The 23,454-nt window shown below is 35.1% G+C and carries 15 protein-coding genes; 1 reads left to right on the top strand and 14 read right to left on the bottom strand.

The window, feature by feature from the left end:
• Window positions 1–143: 143 nt before the first annotated feature.
• Window positions 144–7,577, bottom strand: a complete 7,434-nt coding sequence (locus EL247_RS04040) for a hypothetical protein (RefSeq protein ID WP_172594033.1) — start codon at window positions 7,575–7,577, stop codon at window positions 144–146.
• Here EL247_RS04040 and EL247_RS08705 point away from each other — a divergent pair.
• The gene (locus tag EL247_RS08705) at window positions 7,555–7,686 is read left to right on the top strand and encodes a hypothetical protein (protein ID WP_269470981.1); all 132 of its coding nucleotides are present in this window, start codon (window positions 7,555–7,557) and stop codon (window positions 7,684–7,686) included. The two genes, EL247_RS04040 and EL247_RS08705, sit on opposite strands and share 23 nt — an antisense overlap.
• Before the next feature lie 290 nt (window positions 7,687–7,976).
• On the opposite strand, the gene EL247_RS04035 is transcribed toward EL247_RS08705, so the two are convergent.
• From EL247_RS04035 to yajC, 13 genes are read right to left on the bottom strand one after another with little or no spacing between them, the layout of a single operon-like run.
• Window positions 7,977–9,845, bottom strand: a complete 1,869-nt coding sequence (locus EL247_RS04035; protein ID WP_126442025.1) for a menaquinone biosynthesis decarboxylase — start codon at window positions 9,843–9,845, stop codon at window positions 7,977–7,979.
• A gap of 8 nt (window positions 9,846–9,853) precedes the next feature.
• The gene (locus EL247_RS04030; RefSeq protein ID WP_054198508.1) at window positions 9,854–10,675 is read right to left on the bottom strand and encodes a TIGR00282 family metallophosphoesterase; all 822 of its coding nucleotides are present in this window, start codon (window positions 10,673–10,675) and stop codon (window positions 9,854–9,856) included.
• Between the two features lies 1 nt (window position 10,676).
• Window positions 10,677–13,703, bottom strand: coding sequence for a transcription-repair coupling factor (gene mfd, locus EL247_RS04025; protein WP_126442024.1), 3,027 nt, complete (start codon window positions 13,701–13,703; stop codon window positions 10,677–10,679).
• Window positions 13,690–14,133, bottom strand: coding sequence for a bactofilin family protein (locus tag EL247_RS04020; RefSeq protein WP_054195793.1), 444 nt, complete (start codon window positions 14,131–14,133; stop codon window positions 13,690–13,692). The genes mfd and EL247_RS04020 overlap by 14 nt, the downstream gene beginning before the upstream one ends.
• Complete coding sequence (locus tag EL247_RS04015; RefSeq protein ID WP_005022961.1) at window positions 14,052–14,981, bottom strand: M23 family metallopeptidase; 930 nt, start codon at window positions 14,979–14,981, stop codon at window positions 14,052–14,054. Before EL247_RS04015 ends, EL247_RS04020 begins: the two co-directional genes overlap by 82 nt.
• Window positions 14,978–16,114, bottom strand: coding sequence for a Mur ligase family protein (locus EL247_RS04010; protein ID WP_126442023.1), 1,137 nt, complete (start codon window positions 16,112–16,114; stop codon window positions 14,978–14,980). Before EL247_RS04010 ends, EL247_RS04015 begins: the two co-directional genes overlap by 4 nt.
• Window positions 16,111–17,262 carry a diguanylate cyclase domain-containing protein gene (locus tag EL247_RS04005; RefSeq protein ID WP_126442022.1) on the bottom strand — a complete coding sequence of 384 codons (1,152 nt, stop codon included), beginning with the start codon at window positions 17,260–17,262 and terminating at the stop codon, window positions 16,111–16,113. Before EL247_RS04005 ends, EL247_RS04010 begins: the two co-directional genes overlap by 4 nt.
• Window positions 17,262–17,762 carry an LPS assembly lipoprotein LptE gene (lptE, locus tag EL247_RS04000; RefSeq protein ID WP_126442021.1) on the bottom strand — a complete coding sequence of 167 codons (501 nt, stop codon included), beginning with the start codon at window positions 17,760–17,762 and terminating at the stop codon, window positions 17,262–17,264. Before lptE ends, EL247_RS04005 begins: the two co-directional genes overlap by 1 nt.
• Window positions 17,762–20,200: a leucine--tRNA ligase gene (gene leuS, locus EL247_RS03995; RefSeq protein ID WP_126442020.1), complete on the bottom strand. Its 2,439-nt coding sequence runs from the start codon at window positions 20,198–20,200 to the stop codon at window positions 17,762–17,764. Before leuS ends, lptE begins: the two co-directional genes overlap by 1 nt.
• Before the next feature lie 10 nt (window positions 20,201–20,210).
• Complete coding sequence (locus EL247_RS03990; protein WP_005022949.1) at window positions 20,211–20,552, bottom strand: DUF6394 family protein; 342 nt, start codon at window positions 20,550–20,552, stop codon at window positions 20,211–20,213.
• Window positions 20,553–20,561: 9 nt separating this feature from the next.
• Window positions 20,562–21,533 carry a protein translocase subunit SecF gene (gene secF / locus EL247_RS03985; protein ID WP_005022945.1) on the bottom strand — a complete coding sequence of 324 codons (972 nt, stop codon included), beginning with the start codon at window positions 21,531–21,533 and terminating at the stop codon, window positions 20,562–20,564.
• The gene (secD, locus tag EL247_RS03980) at window positions 21,533–23,110 is read right to left on the bottom strand and encodes a protein translocase subunit SecD (protein ID WP_126442019.1); all 1,578 of its coding nucleotides are present in this window, start codon (window positions 23,108–23,110) and stop codon (window positions 21,533–21,535) included. The genes secF and secD overlap by 1 nt, the downstream gene beginning before the upstream one ends.
• Window positions 23,111–23,115: 5 nt before the next feature.
• Window positions 23,116–23,385, bottom strand: a complete 270-nt coding sequence (yajC, locus tag EL247_RS03975) for a preprotein translocase subunit YajC (protein WP_005022939.1) — start codon at window positions 23,383–23,385, stop codon at window positions 23,116–23,118.
• Window positions 23,386–23,454 lie beyond the last annotated feature (69 nt).

Below are 23,454 nucleotides of genomic sequence, written 5' to 3'. Positions count from 1 at the left end.
TATCTTGTAAAAGAATCTTTAGTATAAAGTTTATCTATAAAAATATCTTGAATAAATTAATTCTCATCTATTACAAGAACTTTATAGATTAATCTCGTTTCTAAAGTCTTTTACAAGAATTTCTCACTTTAAGAGTGAGTGTTCTACCACCACACTCCTAATCTAATATACCCTGCATGAGATTGAACTCCATTTGCAAAGATACCACTATAATTTAAAGCAATGTTAGCATTCTCTCCTAAAGCATAGCTTATTCCTACTTGAGTAGTTCCATAGAGTTCTTCTACATTAATATCAGCAGATTGTTTTAATCCAGCAATAACTCCACTTCCTTTAGCATCATTATAAACATTATACATTGCACCTAAAGAAGCCATTGTTTTAAACACATTATTCCATGCTCTTTGCCATCTAAGTGAGGCACTAATATCAAAGAAATTAACATCTTGTGTATAATAATGCTCACTTACTCCTCCTAGGTGTCTTAGTCTAAAGGAATCTGTACTAATTCCTTGATAACTAATTCCAATCTCTGGAGAAAGAACAGAGTTATTATAGATATTATAATAATTAGCCCCTACTTTTAAATCTGCACCATATCCATAAGAATCTACTTGAGAATTAATAGTAGTGCTTCCAGAGCGATAGGTTTTATATAAATTGGTATCCCCTTTATCTATTCTTGTATTAGCAGAGAGATAATATTCACTTACTCCTTTTCTTGCAAAAACATTATAATAAGTTAATCCTCCATAATAAACTTTTTCATCAAAGTCTAATCTTTGTTGTCCTACTTGTTTATCTGAACTTTCATATCCAAAGTAGATTCCTAATATTCCTCTCTCATTAGGTAGTTTTGCTTGTGCTCCTGCTAGGATACCTGATGCATGAGATTTTAGAGTTCCTACTCCTCCATCTAATTGTGCTGAAGTGTATCTTGTATAAGGGAGTGCAAAGGTATAGAGATTATCCTTATCTCCTGTATGGCTAATGAAGATGTCATCAAGCTCTCTTAAGAGATCTAAATTAGAATAAGTTTCTTGATTAGCTTTAGTGGTTGCTTGAAGATTATCTAGGCTTGCTAGAGCATCTTTGTTATAATAATCCACTACTTCTATTGCATCACTTTTTATATTAGAATTATTAGCATAAGTGCTTAAAGAAGTAGATTCTTTAGAACTTACTCTTTTTAATTCTTTATTGTCTTTGGTTAATCCATTCAGATAAGATTCTCTTTGTTGTTTGTAGTTTTCTAAGAGAGCTTGTTGGTTTTTTAATCTTTCTCTTTGCTCTAATATTTCAAAGTCTGTTTTAAAGTTTTTAACATTAATTTCTCTTAGCATATTATTAGTATCAATCTGTCGTATTCTTGATGAATAGATTAAAGAAGCACCTAGAGTTTTACCGGAGAGTTCTTGAGTGTCTAAGCCTACGCTGTAAGTTCCATCTCCATTGTCTGTTGGTGTAAAGATATCAATAAAGGTTAAAGCATTAAAGAGTTCATCATCTTGACTAAAATCTTGTCCGATAGAATCTCCACCTTCATTTTGAATATAATCATAATAATTATAGATTTTTCCACTTTCAAGATTTCCTTCTACAAAGATAGAATCTTCTTTTAAATGGATTCCATCTTTATTACTACCATCTGCTATGATAATAGGATTTGTTGGATTATCTGGATTATCCAAAGTCCAACCATCAATGTGGGTATTAGAATTACTTCCTGTATTAGTAATAGCTCCAATATTACCACCGGGCTTATTCTCTCCACCATTGATAATGGTTGTAGTTCCTCCATTGCTTGTAGTAATTCCTCCAATGCTTCCACTATTGATAGCAGTGGTAGTTCCTCCATTGCTTGTAGTAATTCCACCAATGCTTCCACTATTATTAACAGTCATGCTTCCAGAATCATTAGTAATTGATTTTTCAATAGTTCCACTATTATTAAGATTATCTACGCTAGCTCCACTACTAAAGTGCATACAATTTGCAATGGCTCCATTAGTGTTATTGATATTTCCTATTCTACCACCCTCTAGGATAATACAACCAGCAATGGTGCTAGAATTTTGGATTAAATCAACTTGTGAATTACCTGCTACCCTTACATTTCCATTGATACTTCCAGAGTTAGAAATGGCAGTTACTACATTAGAAATAGTATCTAAAGAGATAGCATCATTAGAAGCATTTTGAATACTTCCGTTATTGATGATTGTATGAGAGGAATTAATTATCCCTTCATTAATGATTGTTCCAATATAGTTATTTTCAGAATTACTAGAGGAATTAGAGATAATTTGTCCTGTAATGGTTCCACTATTTTCAAAGTTTTCAATTATTCCATCGCCATTATCAATGTTGCCTAAGATAGTTCCTTGATTTTTGATTGAATCATATCTACCATTGCTATTATCTATTCCTGCAATAACAGAATTTTTATCATTGAGTAGATTTTTAATTGTATTTTTACTTCTATTATAGATAGTTCCCATTGTTCCTGTATTAGTTAATGTATCAATGTGTCCATCATTGTATAAATTACCGCTAATGGTTCCACTATTAATAAAGCTTGTGATAGTAGAATCTTTTACATTTGAAAGATTACCTGCAATGGTTCCTAAGTTATTTACATTACCATTTTTAGAATTAAAAGAGAGAGTTCCATTGCTTCCAATAGTTAAAGTTTTATTTTTTGCTACTTCTAGGGCTTGAGTGATTCTATCACTTCCATTGCCATTGTAAGTTAGATTTTTATAGACTTTTAAAGTGCCAATGTTTGAATTATTAGCAAGACTACTATTATTTGCATTATTGATGATAGTTGTAATGCTTCCAGAGTTTGTAACGCTATTAGAGCTTCCCTCTAGGGTTAAATTTCCTGCAAGAATACCTTCATTATTTACACTACCTTTAGTTGCATTGAGGGTGATTCCATTAGTTGTAAGAGTTGTATTACTTGCAATATTAATAGAATTTGTAATACTTCCACTTCCACTATAATTGAGGTTTTTTTGAATATCAAGGCTTCCAATGTTTCCAGCATTTTGCATTTGTGAAACATTACCATTGACTACAAGATTATCAATAATTCCTGTATTGCTATTGCTAAGTAGTCCTGTGATATTTCCACTCTCTAAGCCTGTGATACTTCCTGTGTTAGTAAAGCTTGCTAAAACTCCAATATTACTAATTGTTCCTTTTAAGATTCCATTGTTGTTAAAGGCATTACCATTGCCATTTAAAATCAAATCATCATTCAGTGTTATTGTAGAATCTTTAGCATTAATAAAATTCCCTGTAATGCTTCCACTTCCCCTATAAGTAATATTTGCATTATTAGTGAAATTTCCAATTGCTGCATTATTTGTGATTCCATTATTTCCTAAATTAAAGCCTTTGTCAATGGTTAAATTTGCAATGTTTGAATCATTTGTGATTCCATTATTAACATTTCCTGTAACATTTAGTGTAGTAATCTCTCCAGAGTTAGTAATACTTCCTGTGATACTTCCTGTGTTGATGGTTGTGATAATGGAGTTAGCATTATTATTAGTAAGATTGCCTGTAATCAACCCTGTATTATTTATCATTCCAATTTGAGAAGAGTTGGTAATACCTCCATTGATAGTGCCTTCATTAGTTATGCTTTCAATGTTTGCATTTGCATTATTAGTAATACCATTGTTGATTGTTCCATTGTTGTAGTTAAGTATCTGATTAATTGTTCCACTATTAGCAATACCATTATTAAGAACGGCATTGATATTAGTTTGACTATTGCTTCCATTGATAACAGAATTAATAGTTTTATTGGCTGCATTTGTGAAAGTTCCACCAATGGTTCCCTCATTCCATAAACCAGAAAGTTGGCAAATATCATTACCACCATCACAAGTTCCTCGTTGTCCCACTAATTCAACATTTCCACTAATAGTTCCTGTATTTTTTAAAGCATTAGCAACATTTTCAAAATCACCATTAATGACTTTATTGTTTAAAACACCATAGATGGTTCCTGTATTATTGAAGCTACCAATGGTTCCATTATTTTCATAAAAAGCAATCAATCCTTGATTGTTAAATTCTTTAATGCTTCCAGTGTTTGTAAAATCACCAATGTTTGCATTACTAGCATTAGTTAATGTTCCATCGATATTTCCTGCGTTATTAAAATCTGTAATAATGCCCTCATTAGTAATATTCCCTGTGATATTTCCTTGGTTATTAAAGTTGCTAATGGTGTCACCTGCAGTATTAGTGATATTGCCTGTAAAGTTTCCCCCTAATTGATTTTCAAAGTTAGTGATACTTCCATTATTCGTTAAATCACCATTAAAGCTTCCAGAGTTTGTAAAGCTAGTGATGATTCCTCTATTGATAATATCTCCATCAATTTTGCCTGTATTTGCATTAGTAAAGTTTTTAATGGTAGAAGTAGCAAGGTTAGTGATATTTCCATTAATTGTTCCTGCATTGCCAATCGTTCCTGTTGCACTATTATCAAAGCCAATATTGATTGTTCCATTGTTTGGTGAATTTCCAATATTTAGCGTGTAGCCATTTCCTCCATTATTTAAAATAGTCATAGAATTAGTAATGGTTCCATTGCCTGTATAATCCATATCACTATCAACAATAAAATCTTTAACCACACCAGCATTAGAGAGATTTCCTACAACACTAGAATGCAAAGTATTAATAATACCACCTGCTTGATTATCTAAAGAAGTCCCAATAGTGCCTTGAGTTAAGCTAACAATAGAGCCTTCATTAGTTAGATTCCCTGTAATTGTTCCAGCATTACCATCTTTTGAGAGGCTTTCAAGTGTTGCACCGCTCTTATTTGTGAAATTCCCTTCAAGTGTTCCACCTATCCAATCAGTGGTTAGGGTATTGATGAGATTCCCTATAATAGTTCCCTCATTAGTAATGGTTTTTACTGAATTAGCACCAGCAGTATCAGTAAGAGTTAGAGTTCCATTACCACCAGCACCATTGCTAATAGTAAATTGAGTTTGAGCCCCATCAATATCCAAAGCATTTGTGATACTTCCAGCTCCGGCATAGGTTGTGTTTGCATAAACTGCCAAAGTCCCAATACCTTTAGTATTAGTGATTTGCATACCAGCTTTATGGTTATTCAAGCTTGTAATCACACCTCTATTGCTAACCCCAACACTTCCCAAATTTGCACTACTATCAAGCGTGAGAGTTTGAATATTTCCACTATTTAAAATCCCTTGAGCAATCTCACTTTGCACACTCAAAGTTGTAATCTCTGATTCATTATTCAAAGTCCCCACTACATTATCGATAGTCAAGTCCCCAATATTACCTTTATTGAGTAGAGTTCCTGTAATTTGTCCTGCCTTTAAGATTCCAATATTTGCATTAGTATCATTAATAAAGCTTCCTTCAATATTGCTGACATTATCCCAATCATCAATGCTTCCAGTGTTTTTCAAACTTCCCTTAAAGGTAGAGCCACTCTCCAAATTCAACTTTGAGCCAACAGCACCATTCATTGTGATTGTGCCACTTCCGTTATTCATAGAGAGTGTAGCACCATCCTTGACGCTTAATTCCTTTGTGATAGCACCATCTCCATTGTATTCAATCGTCCCTTGTGAGACGATAAGCCTACTGATTGAACCACCTGCATTGTTTGTTACTGCATTTTCTACACCTGCGACATCATGATTGATTTCGGTAATAACTCCATCGTTTGTGATTCCACTATGAATTGTATTTGATGAAGCAAGGGTAATATTTGAGATTGTTCCCCCTGAAGCGTTTGTGATTCCATTTGTAATGGTGCTAGTGCCATTTAGAGCAATATTTTGGAGTTTTCCTGCATTAGTAATGCTACCTATGCTTCCAACCTGATTTGTATTACCTATCTCCAAATTTGCAATCGTGCCTCTTTCTGCCACATTGATATTTCCAATACTTGAATCACCACCCAAAGTAATGCTATTGATTGTTCCTGCATTATCACTAGCAGACCCAACCACAAGACTATTAATTCCAGAAGCTCCATTTAAAGTGATAGTTTTTAAGATGCTAGTGTGACCATTACTTCCGCCTGCCCCTATACTGACTGCATTTGTGATTGTCCCACCATTACTTAGACTAAGGCTTTCAATGGTAGCAGCATTAGCCAGTGTAATTCCCCCTTGCAATCTACTTTGAATATCAATATTACCCAAATTCATTGTATGGCCAGTAGAATCACTCATCCAACGGGCTTCAATATTGCCCCGCATTTCTCCACCATTTACAATGGTAATACCATTGAGCCTAGAAGTTCCACGTGCAATAATATCGCCTACTATTGTTCCATTATCAACTACAATTCCACCGATACTAGAAGAATTTTTATTGTGGATTGTCCCATCGTAAGTTCCACCATTTGCGATGGTGATTCCATTTGTGATTCTATTGCTTGTATTGAGTGTGATATCTCCATCTAGTTTTGGAGTGCCATTTGTCCCACTACTATTAGAGCCATCAATGAGTATTTTTGAAATGCTAGATGAACCATTTAGGGAGACTTCGCTTGTCATTGTCCCACTCTTTACTTGGATACCTTGCCCCAAAATACTTCCATTATTTAAAGTAATATTCCCACTAAAAGTAGGAGAATCGCTCCCACCACCGATTATTATCCCACCACCAATACGATTATTGCCAGAAATATTAATATTAGATTTAAGCGACGCGGTATCTTCTACGCTAATCGTGCCTGTCACAGAACCACCGCTAAGATCGATAGAAGTTCGACCACTACTTGTATTTTCTACATTAGCATTGCCACTAATTGTAATATTATCAATAGTAGAAGCATTAGCCAAAGAAATAAAACTTCTTCCACTTTGGATTGAACCGCCATCAATCGTGATTTGCCCAATACTTGAAGCATTTTCCAAGCGAATCATAACTCCATCACTACCAGTATTGGAATTTATAATAGTCCCTCCCTCATTAATTAAACTACCAAGACTACTGCCTGACTTCATATAAAAAGTCCAATATTGATTATTAATAGTTCCTTGATTGATAAATGCTTCCATATGGCGCCCTTGCATATGAAGCACCCTTTTTCGAGAATAAGTTCTCAAAGTTCCTAGATTTGTTACCTTTCCACCATCAGCTTCAACAACCCTAATTATATTATTGTCGCTTGCAGTGAAGTCATTTCTAGTGAGCGTAACATTACTACCTATCACAATATCAGTATAAGAACCATTTGCAGTAGCCTCTATAATTGTATCACCTAGAGTGATATTTGAAGTAATTGTTCCAACATTATTAACATTACTAACATTACCCCCTCCAATAACCGACCACCCAGCCACTGCTTGACTTGATAATGCTGAAGCCAAAGCAATAGAAATCGGAATCGTGCGGATAAAGGATTTTAGTTTGCTAGAATTTTTGGATTTTGCAGGTTTTTTGGAATCGCAAGTTTTGGCTCTTTGAATCTTTTTGGATTGTTTGGATTCTGATTCTTTGTTTGATTTTTGGGAAGTTTTGGAATCTAGTTTGGGGCTAGATTCTAATTCCATTGAATCTTTGGAGGTTTTAGAAACCTTAGAATCTTTTAATTTTGGGAAGTTGGATTCTAATTTTGCTAAATCTTTGAGATTAGATTCTAATTGTATTTTAGAATCTTGAATCTTGTCAGTTTGAATCTTGTTTGGATTTTTGGATTCTAATTTGGATTTAGAATCTAAACCTTTAGCATTTTTTGGATTCTTTGTTTCTAGGGGTTGATTATTGAGAGGCTTTTGCCCCCCCCCCCCCCACTAGAGAGGGATTAGAGTTTGTATTGTTTGTATTTTTCATTTGTTTGTCCTTTGATGTATTGATAATTACAAAAAAATTATAAGTATTTTATATTAAATTCAATTTTTATCCAATAAAATATAAAAAATTTATATTTTAATCGATTCTAAATACTAAATTTATGAGCTTTGATTAGAATCCAAAAGTGTAGAATAAGATTTATCAATATGGTATTTGCGATAAAATTCCTCTAAACTCTCTTGACTAAAATCGCTTAATAATCCCTTTTGGGCTAAAGATTCTAATGTTTTGCTATCGCAATCTGTCTCTTTGGGCCACTCTCTGTGGTAACCATCATCGGCATTCTTATCGGTTGCGTCAATGACTATTATCTCCCCCAAAATCCTAATGTCTCTTTTGGAATCGATATTATTTACCACACGCCAAAGTATCATATAGAGGTTTTCTAAGTCGTTTTTGGAATCATCAAGCAAAATGAGGATTCTTAAATGTTTTTGCAAATTAGCAAAGGCGGATTTTTTGAGAAATTTTTGTAGAGAATGGCTGTCCTTTTGCACTCCTAGAAGTGTGATAGGATTTTTGGTATCTAAGAAATACTGCCTTAGTGTCTTAGATAAAGGAATGATAGAAGAGAGATTGTCTAATAAATCTTGATTGCCCAAAATCTCCAAAGGCGGATTTTCTACTTCATTTCCTGTGCAGTCAATCCCTAGTTTGCCACCTTCGGCAAAATTAGGCGAGGAATGATCAAGTGCATCGCAAACCCCCTCGCTAAAAAGGCAGTTTTTGACACTAAAGCGATTTAAAATATAAGGGATAATTTCACTTGATTGAAGGCTTGGAGAATCTTCGCCCACAAAAATAGCATGTTTGACAAAACTCATCTGCCCTACTCCCCAAAAAGAGTGCATACTCTGCTTGGCTTGGCTTGGGAATCTGGCTTTGATTTTGGCTAAAATGAGATTGTGAAATACGCCATTTTCGGGCATATAATAATCCACCAAAGAGGGCGTAGTCGTCTGCAAAAGTGGCAAGAAAATCCGCTCTGTGGGGTAGCCTAGATATTTATCTTCCAAAGGCGGTTTGCCCACAACGGTTGCAAGATAAATAGGGTTTTGCTTGTGTGTAATCGCACTGACTTCTAGCACCGGATAAGGCTCGATGGGCGTATAAAATCCGGTATGGTCGCCAAATCTCCCCTCATCTCTTAGCACTTCTGTATCCACATAACCTTCAATCACAATATCGCTATCATAAGGCACAAAAAGCGGATTGCTTACGCATTTCACCATTTTTGCCTTGCGTTTTTTGATAAAACCATAAAGCATAAGCTCAAACATACCATAAGGCAAGGGAGCGGTTGCACACCAAGTATAAAGAGGGTCCCCGCCAATAGCGATGCTTACAGGCATTTTTTGCTTTGCCTTTTTGTATTCTTCAAAAATCCCCACAGAATCTTTGTGAATCTGCCAATGCAATCCTAGATGATTCCTATCATACACTTGCAAACGATACATTCCGAGATTTTTCACACTTCCATCAAGGCTTTGGGTATAACACTGCCCCATAGTGATAAAAGCTCCGCCATCATCACTCCAAGTTTTCAAAATCGGAAGTGAAGTTAAGTTGATTTCATTGTTTGTTTTTATCACTTCTTGGCATAGCCCTCTTGTGTTTAGGATTTTGGAGCTTAAGTGGCGTAAATTTAGCAATCGTGGAAGGAATTTGAGGGCTTCTTGAAAGTTTTTGGGGGGTTTTAGTTTTAGCATAAATGCGATTTCTTTTGCAATTTCTTGTGTGTTTCCTATTAGCAATTCTACTCGCTTAAAATTCCCAAAAAGATTCATCAAAACCGGTATTTCAAAGCTTGTATTACCTCTTGTTGGATTAGTAAAAAGCAGGGCTTTGGAATCTGGCTTTTTTACTTCCAAATACGCTAAATGAGGGATTTCTAACTCTATGTCTAAAGGCTCTGTGATGATTTTTAGCTCATTGTGTGCTTTTAATAAATCTAATGTTTGTCTCATAATTCCTCCTATTTGCTATATGCCCTTAAGGTTTCTTGCAAACTGCCTCCATCAACTGCTTTGAGTTTGAAGGCTTCTGTGCATTTGCCGTTTTTTAGTTCAAAAACTATCATTTGAAAAATAGTTGGGATACCCTTGCCCTCTGGGATTCTTAGGCGATTTGGCAAGCCATTTAAAAATCTTTGTATCGGCTCATCAATCTCCATACCAATCACACTTTCTCTTGCTCCACTCATTCCCACATCGCTTACACCAAAAGTGCCTTCAAAAATCTCTAAATCATCTGTCCCAATATGCGTATGCGTCCCAAGAATCGCACCTATTTTGCCTTTTAGCATCATAAACATTGCTCTTTTTTCACTTGTGGCTTCTGCATGAAAATCAATAATAATATTTTTTATCCCTTGATTGTGGAGAGATTCTACTGCCTCTTTTGCACAGATAAAGGCATTATCACATTGTGGCATACCAAAATGCCCCATAAGATTTAGCACTGCAAAGGATTCTCCCTCAATCTCTTTGCGATAAATTCCGCTTCCCATTACACCTTGTGGATAATTATGCGGACGCAATATCACCGAATCTTCTTGTGATAAAAAGGGGAAAATGTCCTTTTTGTCCCAAATGTGATTCCCACCTGTAAAAATATCCACCCCATAGCTTTGGAGTTCCAAAAAGGTAGAAACACTCAATCCAAATCCATGGCTTGCATTCTCGCCATTTGCGATGATACAATCTAGCTTATAAGTCCTTTTTGCTTCTTGGATATAATCTTTTACCAAATTTCTACCAACTTTCCCTACAATATCCCCGATAAATCCAAAACGCATTTTATCCCTTTAAGCTTTCTAAATACTTCATCACAGATTCCAAAATATCTTCTTCATCTTTGCTTTTTGCAGCGATAGTCGTTTTCTCGCCTTGTAAATCTACAAAAGTGATATTTTGTTGATAATTTAGGATATTTATTATTCCTTGTTTTCTTGCTTTTATTTTGATGACAATTAAAGCAATGAATTGTTTGGTATAAATATCTAACGCCCCAAAACGCTCTTCAATCTCTGACTCAATCCCATATACTGCACTTTCTTCTTCGCACCTTGAAAGTCGGCGGTAAATCTCTAATCGCAACTTCTCTGATGCAATCAACTCGGGATTTAAAAACGCTGTAACACTTAATTTTACATCAATATTTGCTTTTTCTTCTTTGATATTTCCGCTTAATTGATAGATAGCTTCTTCTAACATTCTTAGATAAAGCGAATAACCGATATTTTTGATATGCCCACTTTGTGCCTCGCCTAGCAAGTTTCCGCCTCCCCTAATCTCTAAATCATGGTAAGCCAAAGCACCGCCACTTCCTAGATAGGCGTTTTTTTCTAATGCCAAAAGGCGTTTTTGTGCTTCTTGTGTGATAGAGCTTGAATCTTCTATCAAAAAATAGCAAAATCCCTCTTTGCTCCCTCGCCCTACTCTCCCTCTTAGCTGGTGCAAATCTGCAATGCCAAAACAATCGCTTCTACCTACTAAAATCGTATTTGCATTAGGGAGATGAATGCCTGATTCGACAATAGAAGTGCAAAGCAAAAGATTAAAATTGCCTTTTGCAAACTCCATAATGATATTTTCTGATTCTTGTGCTTGGATTTGAGAGTGCAAAATCGCAATTTTGAGATGGGGCAAGATGGTTAAAATTTCTTCTTTTTTTTGATTGATTGTAGAGATATTATTGTGGATATAAAACACCTGCCCACCGCGTCTTAGTTCTCTTAGTATCACTTCTTTGAGCAAAGAATCGCTATATTCTTTGACAAAAGTCCTTGTGGGTAATCTTTGGCTTGGTGCTTCTTTTAGCTCACTTAAGCCTTTGATATGAGAGAGTGCCATATTGAGAGTTCTTGGGATAGGTGTAGCTGACATAGAAAGCAAATGCGTATTTTGGGCTATTTCTTTGATTCTTTCTTTTTGCTTCACTCCAAATTTATGTTCCTCATCAATCACAATCAAAGCAAGATTCTTAAAACTCACATTCAAAAGAGCGTGTGTGCCTACCACTGCATGAATAGTGCCATCTTTTAATCCCTCTAAAATCGCCTTTTTTTCTTTTGTGCTGATATATCTATCAAGCCTTGCAATCTTAATCCCAAACGATTCAAAACGCGATTTAATCGTCAAATAATGCTGATAGGCAAGTAAAGTCGTAGGCGTGATAATGGCGGATTGATACCCGCTTAGATAGCTTACAAACATCGCATTCATAGCCACTTCTGTCTTGCCAAAGCCCACATCGCCACTTAAAAGCCTATCCATAACCCTACCACTTGATAAGTCCTTAAAAATCTCTTCAATAGCTTTGCTTTGGTCTTTTGTATAGACAAATCCACTTTGATTTTGAAAAATCAAAATTTCCTCTTTATTGGTATCCAAAACAATGCCATCAATTAGCTCTCTTTTGGCAGCTAGGGCAATAATGCCATTTGCGATGACAAATAGTTTTTCTTTTACTTTTTCTTTTAATCTTGCAAACGAACCTTTGCCGAGTTTATCTAATATCGGAATCCCACCATCAGCGATATATCTGTCGATTCTATCGAGATTTTCCACAGGCAAAAGTAGCTTGTCTTCCCCCAAATATTTAAGCTCGATAAAGTCCCTTGTAGCACCAAAAATATTTGCTTGCACAATCCCATTAAAAAGTGCCACACCATAATCAATATGCACCACATAATCGCCAACTTTAAGTTCATCAATGAGGATTTTATTGGCAAATTTTTTCTTTTGTTTGGTTTTGGTATTGAGTGACAAAATCAACTCATCTTTGCCCAAAATCCAGATTCCATAATCTTTGCCCAAAACCAACTGGTATTCTTTATGCTCGCCCAAAGAGATTCCAGCCTGTCGTATTAGGCTTTCAGTCTTTGCAATAATCGTGATTTTTTTGTTTTTGTGAAATTCTAAAAAAGTAGGAATATTTCTAAAAGCACATTCAAAATCTTCATAATTTTGGCTAACTTCTATACTTTTGTGCTCTAAAATCTGCTTTAATAACCCTTTGTTTTGCTCTTGGAAACTCAATAATTCATCCAGCAAATCTTGAATATTGGGTGCTTTGAGATAAGGATAAATTTCTAATAAATTCTGTTTTTCTTCCAAAAACCAAAGCCCATAAGCTGCGATTAAATTCCCTTGATAATGTAAGGAATTTTCGATATTGGCTTCTTGGATTTTACTCAAAAGCTCTTCATAGGATTTGGCACTAAGATTAAAAAATGCAGGAAGAATCTCGAGCTTTTCTATTTCTTCTTGAAAGCATAACTGCGTTTGCACATCAAAAAATCTAATACTTTCGATTTCATTACAAAAGAGTGAAAGGCGGATAGGATTCTCATAATTTGGCAAAAATAAGTCAATAATATCTCCCCGTATTGAAACCTCGCCACTCATTTCTACCAGCTCTACAAACTCATACCCAAAATGCAATAAAGTCTCTTGAAACTCTCTAAGCTCCAAACTCTCCCCAAAACCGATGCTAAATCCCTCTAAAGCCTCTAATTTTGGCATAGGATTGAGCAAAGTTTGCAAAGGGGAAAAAAGGATTTTTGGTGAATTTGTCGTATAGAAGTTTTTAAGAGTGTTTAAAATCTCTCTAAGCTCCTCTTGATAGCTTCGCAAATCCTCCCCAAAAACAGCTCTTAAATCCTCCAACACAAAGGATTGTATTCCCAAAAAACTAGCTACATCTGCCAATTTTTGTGCGTCATTTTTGTCGTTTGTAAGGCAGATTAAGCCATTTTGGTATTTTTCTTGAAAATCCCTTAAATGAGTTTTGAAAAATTCATAAAAACTACTTTGTATCACCTACATTCTCAACTTTTTTTGGTGTATTGCTAGGAATATTTTTGCTTTTATCAAAAGAATGTTTAATCTCATTATCTTTGTGTGTAATGCTATGTCCGACAAATTCTGCAGTTTTTTCGATGATAAGCTCTCTTGCTCTCACTTCTCCTTCGATTCTGCCTTGTGGAAGAATCTCGACAATAGCACATTCGCAATTCCCCATTAGCTTACCACTTACCACCAAATGTTCTGCATTAATACTTCCATTGACATTGCCACTTTTGCCAATTACCACATTGCTTTTTGCGATGATACTGCCCTCCAAGCTCCCATCAATATGCAAATTGCACTCGCTTACAATATCTCCTTTTATTCTTGTTCCCTGCGAGATAATACTGGTGTTTCCCGAATTTCCGATAGTTTGTTTATCATTGTTAGTAAAGATTGCCATTTTATGTTTTTCTCCTTTTCAAAAATTTGCGTGTAATCCCGCATAGTCCATTCAATAAATGGCTTTGGATTTAAATCGCGTCCCAAATAACGAATCTCATAATGCAAATGCGGTCCTGTGCTTCTCCCGGAATTTCCAGAATAAGCAATCAACTGCCCTCGTCTCACAAAATCACCGCGTTTCACGACAATTTTGCTTAAATGTGCATAAAAGGTTTTAAATCCAAAGGAATGTTCTAATTTTACCATAATTCCATAGCCACCATTATAACCTGTGCTAGTAAAATCAGCCACTCCATCAGCAGGTGCATAAATAGGGGTGCCAATAGGCATTCCAAAATCTATACCTGTATGAGAATGGGTGCGTCTTAAGATAGGATGCAACCTTGAACCCCAAGAAGCAGTGATTCGGTATTCCCCTCTAATGGGCGCACCATTTGGTATAAGCTGCATAACAAATGCTTTTTGAGCACCTGTAATGCTTGCTAAATCTACTCTTTCCATTAGGCTTAAATCTTGCTCATAAACCTGCTTATCTATCCCTACAATTCCCTCTAAATCCTCTATTTTATCAGAAACTTTTACTAATTCTTCGGTTTTCTCATCAATTAAAGCCTGTAATTGCTCATTTTTTTCATTGATTTTTAAAAATTCTTGCTGCATTAAATCGCGTTTAGTTTCAATCTGCTTGACTTCTTTTAGCAATAATTGAATAGAAATCGCACTAAAAAAGAAAATCACCACAACAAATAAAATAACATAAAGAATAATTTGCTTAACATATTGATGGATATTGTATTGTTTAGAACCATTAATATCTGTAATCGTTACAACAAAGCGATTCTTCATATTTTACTTCTTTTGCAAAATTCACTCACCACGCTAAATGAGCCACATACCAAATATTTTTCATCATCTTTAATACTTACAAAATCACTAAATTCCACTCTCAACTCTCTTAAAATATTTTTTAATTCTTCTTTTGGAATTATGCGGGGGTTATCCACTTCCATAATTTCTATGCGTTTGATAATAGGTTTTAAGATACTTAAAATTTCTTTTGGGTTTTTATCAAAATACGAATTATAGACTAAAACATATTTTTCTTTGCTAAAATTTTGCAAAATAGCTCTTGCTCCACTTGGATTGTGCAAAACATCTAGCCAAATATTGTGTGAGATTTTTTGCATTCTCCCCATTAAATCTAGTTTTGCCAAAGATTCTAAAGCTATATCAAGCCCTAATGCCTTAAGCCCAAAATACGCCAAAGTTAGATTTTCTTCTTGATATTTTGGGTAGGCGTGTTTTTTGCAATACTCTTTAATAGATGACAAAATATCTTGTTTTTCCAAAATCTGCAAATTGGCTTGTTTTTCTTGTGCTATTTTTTTGGCAAGCATAACAATCGTTAAATCACTTTGTATCCCCAAAATAGCCTTTTTACTCATTGCATTAAGTTTGGTTGTGGCAATTTCTTCTATGGTTTCTCCCAAAAACTCTTGATGGTCAATTCCAATGTGCGTAAAAAGCGTCAAATCTCTTTTAAAACAAGTTGTCGTAGAATCAAACTCCCCTCCAAGCCCCGCTTCCAACACCAAATAATCACAATCCCTAAAAACCCTAAAAGCTAAAAATGTCAAAACTTCAAAATAGCTTGCTTCTTTTAATAATGCAGAATCTAGCTCCAAAAATGCTTTTTGTAAAATCTCATCAGCTAGATTCTTGCCATTAAGCCAAAAGCGTTCATTGAAATTGAGTAAATGCGGCGAGGTGAAATGCCCCACATTAAAGCCTTTTTGATAAAGCATTAAGGCTAAAAATCTCCCTGTGCTTCCTTTGCCATTAGTCCCGATAATATGAATCACTTTAAGCTTTTTGGGAAGTGTGAGATTTAATAAAGCTAGAATCTCTGGAGCGCGTTTTGGCTCAAAAGGCGCATATTCCTGCCCTTTTTTGTCTAAAAATTCCATTAAAGCATTCACAAGATTCCTTTATTGTCTTTATTGTTTTGAAAAGATTCAAGGGTTGTCTCTAGCATTTTTTGCATACTCTCTTCATCTTCACGATAAGAAATTTGCGCACTAAGCTCGATATGGATACGCGTTTTTTGATACATAAAAATACTTTTTTTGACAATTTCACTCAATGTTTGGATAAAATCTATCGCTTCTTCCTTGCTTCTATCTAGCAAACACGCCAAAAACTCCTCTTTGCTATAATACGCAATCAAATCGCTTTGTGTGCTATATTCTTTTAGCAATCTCCCAAGTGTCGCCAAAATCCGCTTTCCTGCTTCACTCCCAAAAGATTCAACGATTTTGTGATAAGAAACTATACCAAATACAATGATTGAATAGTTTTTGTGGCTTTTTTGGTATTCTTCTTCGGCAAATTCCAAAACCTTTTGCATTCCCTCTTTGCTAATTAGAGTTGTCATAGAATCAAGTGGCAAAGAATCGCTAGAGCGGTATTGAAGGGTATTTTGGTGGTTATTTTGAATATTTGCATTTAGATTTTTCTTCAAAACCTCTTCTAGTTTGGACATAATTTTTGGAGTTTGTGCTGGAATCTTTTGCTCTTTAAGATATTCTTTAAGCTCACATTGCCATTCTTTAAAATCCAAATTATCAATTTGAAACTCACTCATCATCGCCAAAACTTCACCCTCTTTGCCAACAATTTCTGGAGTTTTTCTAACCTGCTCATTCCACCTTTCTTTCCATATTTGCATATTTTGCAAATTAGAATTATCAAGCTCTAAAAGCTGTCCTTTGGCAAGTGAGCTAATTTCCTTTTGCGGACAATTAGCAAGAAGTCGCAAAAGAATCCTAAGTATCTCTAATTGTGTAGTAAAGTTCTTTTTGTAAAAATAAAATTGATTAAGCATTCTCACAAGATAAATAATCCATTCATCTTTGTTTTTAAATTCTTGACTTAAAAGAGTATCTTTTATTTCCTCATCAAGCACAGATAGCATACTTTTGAGTGCGGAATTTTCCTCTCCGATTTTAATGCCCTTTTTTCTAGCATAATTATAAAATGCCTCTGCATAAGCATCTGGAGTTGGACTTTTCCCCTCTCTTAAAAGCTGTTTTAATGCTTCCCTAGCGATATTTTGGATACTTTGCATTAAAAGGTTTCAATTCCTACTTGTGAAATAAACCCATCAAGTGCTTGAATAACCGCTTCATCAATTGCTTCTATTCTTGCAGAATCTGTAATAATAGAGGAAGTTCCAAGCGAGAAATTATAATAGCCTTTTTTGGTAAAGATTCGAGTGCTTTGCGTGATTTGATTGGTGTATTTAAACTTAACCACTGCTTCACAGCGATAGAAGGTTGCAAATCCTGTTGTGTTTTCTGCCAAAGAGCTAAAACTCACGCTTTGCAATTCTACTTCTATGATAGAAGTTGCTTCCTTTTTATCCACAACCCTAGCATGCAATCGCTCAAAAATACTTTTGGAAATTTCATCTTTGAGTGTTATGCTATTTTGAGGTTCTCTAAGAGAGATTTTCACTTCTACAAAGATCTTGCCACCAAAGGCTTTATTAGCTTGATGGGCTATTGGCTGATAACCACAACCAACAAAAAACAAACAAGCCACTAAAGCATAAAGAAAATTTTTCATTATCCCTGCACCACAAAATTAACTAATTTATTTGGCACAACAATCTCTTTGGTTATGTTTTTCCCCTCCAACCATTTTGCTACCTTTTCTTTTGCAAGGATTAAAATCTCTTCTTTGGTTGCGTCCAAAGAAGTTTCAATCTCATCTCTTCGTTTTCCATTAATTGTAATTGCAAGAGTGATAGAATCTTCTTTTAGGGCATCATTATCTATTGAAATAAATTTAAAATTTTCAAGCCCAAAATACTGCTCACTTAGCTCCCAACAAATATGAGGAATGATTGGCTCTAAAATATGCAACAAGATAAAATAACCCTCACTCCAAACTGCTTGATTGTCCTGCTCACTCAAAGCATTCAATGCTTCCATACAAGCAGCAATTAATGTATTAAAGGCAAATCCATTCTCATGGATAAAAGTTTCATTTGATTTTTTAAGTGCTTCATAAACCTTTTTTCTAGCATATTTTTCGGCTTTTGAAAGTCCTTTTGTATCAATTTCTGGTAAAGATTCCATTTTGGAGGCATTCTCTATTTTTGCACTCAATCTTTTAATAAACCTAAAAGCCCCCTCTAATGCAGAATCATTCCACTCTAATTCCCTCACTGGCGGAGCAGCAAAAAGTATAAAAAGCCTAGCGGTATCTGCTCCATATTGCTCAATGATTTCTTGAGGATCAACTACATTGCCTTTGGATTTACTCATTTTTGCACCATCTTTTGTAACCATTCCTTGCGTCAATAAATGCAAAAACGGCTCACTTATTTTGGTATATCCCAAATCTCGCAATACTTTGGTAAAAAATCTTGAATACAATAAATGCAAAATAGCATGCTCAATCCCGCCAATATACTCATCAACTCCCATCCAATACTTTTCATCTTCTGGGCTCAAAAGCATTTTGTCTCGCAATTCTTTGGGCGTTGTGTAACGCAAAAAATACCAACTTGATTCTACAAAGGTATCTAGTGTGTCAGTCTCCCTCAAGGCTTTATTGCCACATTTAGGACAAGCGCAATGTTTCCAGCTTGAATGTTTATCAAGTGGATTCCCCTCTCCATCAATCACTACATCTTCAGGCAATGCCACAGGCAAATTGTCCTTATTTTCAGGCAAAATTCCACATTTCTCACAATGGATAAGAGGGATAGGAGTCCCCCAATATCTTTGTCTTGAAACACCCCAATCACGCAATTTAAATTGTATTACCGCTTTTCCTAGTGAATTTTTTTCAAAATATTCGATAATTTTTTCTTTGGCGATATTTGAATCCAATCCATCGTATTTACCAGAATTGATGATTTTTCCGCTTTCACAATAAGGCAATGCTGTCTCTTCCCCCTCTTTTTGGATAACCTGTTTAAGAGGCAAATTGTATTTTTTTGCAAACTCATAATCCCTTTCATCATGGGCAGGGACACTCATTACCGCTCCACTTCCATAATCCATTAAAACAAAATTTGCTACCCAAAGCGGTATTTTTTCGCCATTTAGAGGATTGATTGCGTAGATTCCTAGAGGCACTCCCCTTTTTTCTTGTTGAGATCTCTCACGCACAGAAGTGTTTTGCATTTTTTCAATTTCATCTTTTATATTGAGGCTTAGTTCGTTATTTGCAATCAGTGTTTTTACCAAAGAATGTTCTGGTGCCAAAGCACAATAACTTACCCCAAAAATTGTATCAGGGCGAGTCGTAAAAACCTCCAAAGAATCAAACTCTCCACATTTTTTTTCTAATGCAAAAGAAAAACTCAATCCGCGAGATTTTCCAATCCAATTTCTCTGCATTGTCAATACTTGATTAGGCCATTTGCCCTCCAAAGTATCCAAATCACGCAACAATTCTTCGGCGTAATCTGTGATTTTAATATAATATTGATACATTTCTTTTTGGACTACTTGAGTATCACAACGCCAACATTTTCCTTCAATTACTTGTTCATTAGCCAAAACCGTTTGATCATTAGGACACCAATTCAAATAGCCTTTTTTGCGGTAGATTAAGCCCTTTTCCCACATATCGATAAATAAAGATTGCTCCCATTTGGAATACTCCAAATCACAAGTAGCTAACTCACGCGTTTTAGAAAAGGAAAATCCCAAAGAATAAAGTTGATTTTTCATATTTTCTATATTTGCATAAGTCCATTGTTTTGGGTGAGTTTTGTTTTTGATTGCTGCATTTTCAGCAGGCATTCCAAAAGCGTCCCAACCAATAGGGTGCAAAACATTAAAGCCTTGTTTGCGATAATTTCTTGCAATTGCATCGCTAATACAATAATTCCTCACATGCCCCATATGAATATTTCCACTCGGGTATGGAAACATACTTAAAATATATTTTTTAGGAAGATTTTTGTCTTCTTTGGGTTCATAAGCATTAGTTTTTTCCCAAAATTCTTGCCATTTTTTCTCGATTACTTTTGCATTATATTCCATTAGTTATCCCTCAATTAAAATCATCATATTTTTTTATACTCTCAATTGCAAGAAAAATAATAGAAACAATATTAGCAACCAATGCTCCAAGTGCGAGTGCCACTGCAACATTAGCATTATTTAAAACTTGCATATAAATAAAAGCAGGTATTAAATGCAAATCTGCCACCAAAGAAGCCGCCATTAATTCAGCAGACATATAATTCCTAACCCCTATTTTTAGAATGGTAGAAATGATATTCACTCCTCCGGCTATAAAAAGCATTACAATATTTTGCTCCCACAAAAATCCAATGGTAGAGGTCAAACTCATCAAAACAAAAAAGATATAAATTACCTTGCCCCAGTCCATAAAAACCTCCTATAATCTTCCTCTCTCATACATTTCACGCATTTTCTTTTTTTCTAATGCTTTGCGTTCATTTTCTACAAGTTTTTGGTGATATTTTTTCAAATCAAAACCTAAAAGCATTACAAGTTTGCTCGCAACAAAAATCGAACTATAACTTCCAACAATAGAGCCAACCAACATAGGCAAACTAAATCCTTTGATAATCTCACCACCAAACAAATAAAGCGTCAAAACTACAAAAAACACTGTCAATGAAGTTAGCATTGTCCGAGACAAAGTTGCCGATAAGGCTTCATTAACCACTGCTTTTAAATCATTACTCGCCTTTACACTCATGGTTTCGCGGATTCTATCAAAAATAATAATAGTATCATTGATAGAATAACCAATAAGCGTCAAAAGTGCTGCAATAACTTCCAAACTCAAATCAACATCAAACAAAATAACCGCCCCAGCAGCAATCACAACATCATGCACCAATGCCAAAATACTTGCCAAAGCAAAACGCCATTCATAGCGATAAGCAACATAAACCATAATCGAAATCAAAGCCAAAGTTAATGCCAAAATCCCTTTTTCTTTTAGCTCATTTCCAACTTTTGGTCCCACTACATCTACACGGCGTATTTGTAAATCCCCTGTATCTTTGAGTAACTCTGCGATTTCTTCACCAATGTTTTGATTGACATTAGAAGTTGCAACCGAAAGTCTAATTAATATCTCTTGTGGGCTTCCAAACTCGCTTACTTGTGCGCCCTTATAACTTTCAACGCTCTCTAATTTTTCTCGTATCTGTGCTAATGGTGCAATCTCTTTGTATTGAATTTGGACAATCGTCCCACCCGCAAAATCTACTCCCAAAGTAAATCCGGGCTTAAAAAACAAAAACAAAGAACCCACAAATAAAATTGCAGAAAGTATAATTCCATAATTTGACCATTTTACAAAATCATAAATTTTATTATGTCTAAAAAATTCCATTATACTTTCCTTTCTTTATATCCAAACCAAAGAGCATAATTACCGGATTTGATAATTCTATTTTGCAACATTCTAAAAATACCATGAGTTCCAACAATAGCAGTAATAACAGAAGCAACAATCCCAATACTCATCGTAATAGCAAAACCTTTAATCGCTCCTGTCCCACACATATAAAGCAAAACAGCGGCTATCAAAGAAGTGAGATTAGAATCAAAAATTGCCCTTGAGGCATTAGCATAACCATTTTCCATAGATTTAATGAAATTTTCTCCAGCCCTAAAGCCCTCTCTAATCCGCTCATTAATAATCACATTTGCATCCACAGCCATACCCACTGTAAGAATGATTCCAGCCATACCCGGCAAAGTTAGCGTCGCACTAAAAAGTGCCATAACAGCAATTACCAATAAAATATTTACCACCATTGCAAGATTAGCGATAATCCCAGCAATACCATAATAAAATATCATAAATACAATAACAAGCACAGCCCCGCTAATCAAAGCTATCATAGAAGCCTTAATGCTATCTGCCCCAAGACTTGGTCCCACACTGCGTTTTTCTAATAAAGTAATGGGTGCAGGCAAAGCACCGCTTCTTAGTGCAATAGCAATATCGCTTGCTTCTTGCACACTAAATCCACCGCTAATTTGCCCACTACCACCGCCGATTCTCTCACGAATCACAGGTGCAGAATACACTTTCCCATCTAGCACAACTGCCATACGATTCCCGACATTTTTCCCAGAAAAATCTCCAAAAATCTTGCCACCTTGTGCATTGAGCGTAAAATTAATAATAGGCTGTCCATTTTGGTCATAAGCAGCCCTTGCATCTGTTAGCATTGCACCATCTAAAATAGGGATAGCTTTAAGCAATATTTTTTGGTTTGGATTATTCACAAAAGGCAAAATCACATCTCCATAAGATTCCGCTTCTAATGGCGTCATTGTATTAACTCTTGCATTTCTTGCTTCATCAACAGCCATCATTTGCAAATGCCCGCCTTTAGAAATAAGCTCTAATGCCCTTTGTTCCTCTTCTTGAGTTTTAATCCCGGGTAATTGCACCAAAATAGAATCTTCCCCTTGCTTAGTAACACTCGGCTCAGAAAGTCCAAATTGATCCAAACGATTCCTAATATTTCCTATTGCTTGCTCAATTGCATAGTTTTCAATATTGATAATTTCTACTTCTGTGAAAGTAATAGTGTATTTCAAATTATTTTCACTCACATTCAAACCTTGTATTTCTTTAAGGTAATTATCAATTTTTGTCTTTTCATTCGAATCTAATAATTCAAAACTCACACTATCTTCTTGAGTGCTTAACCCATCAAGCAAAATTTGTTCTTCTAGGGCATAAAAATTTATCCCTGAAGCCAAAGAAGAATAACGCGTTTTAATCGCTTCTTCTGTTTTAACACCAAGCAATAAATTTAATCCACCTTGCAAATCAAGTCCCAAAGTAATTTTAGGTCCTTGTGTCTGAAAAATAGAAGGGATAGATAGAGCAATCCCAAACAATGCTGCGATGATGAAAAAAAATAATTTACTATTGAAGCTTTTTTTCATAATTCTTATTCAGCCTTTTTGGCAACATAATCTTTTGCCAATTTTACAATCGTATCGTCATTTAAACGCACCATAAAATAATCTTCTTCGCGTTTTACTACTTCTACAATAAAACCACCACTTGTGACAATTTTGTCCCCTTTGTCCAAAGAAGCAATCATTTCACGATGATTCTTTGCCTGCTTTTGTTGAGGGCGAATAATCAAGAAATAAAAAATTGCAATTAAGACAATCAAAGGTAAAAGTTGTGTAAAGATATTTCCAGCATTTTCCATAAGTGCTAACCTCTCTAAAATAAAATTGAGGTCAGATTCTACCATTTATTTGTTAATTATTTACTAAAT

The sequence above is a fragment of the Helicobacter pullorum genome, assembly GCF_900638355.1.
GTDB classification, from domain to species: domain Bacteria; phylum Campylobacterota; class Campylobacteria; order Campylobacterales; family Helicobacteraceae; genus Helicobacter_D; species Helicobacter_D pullorum.
The sequence above is the reverse complement of the archived record's forward strand: the minus strand, read 5'-3'. Positions and strand labels throughout refer to the sequence as shown.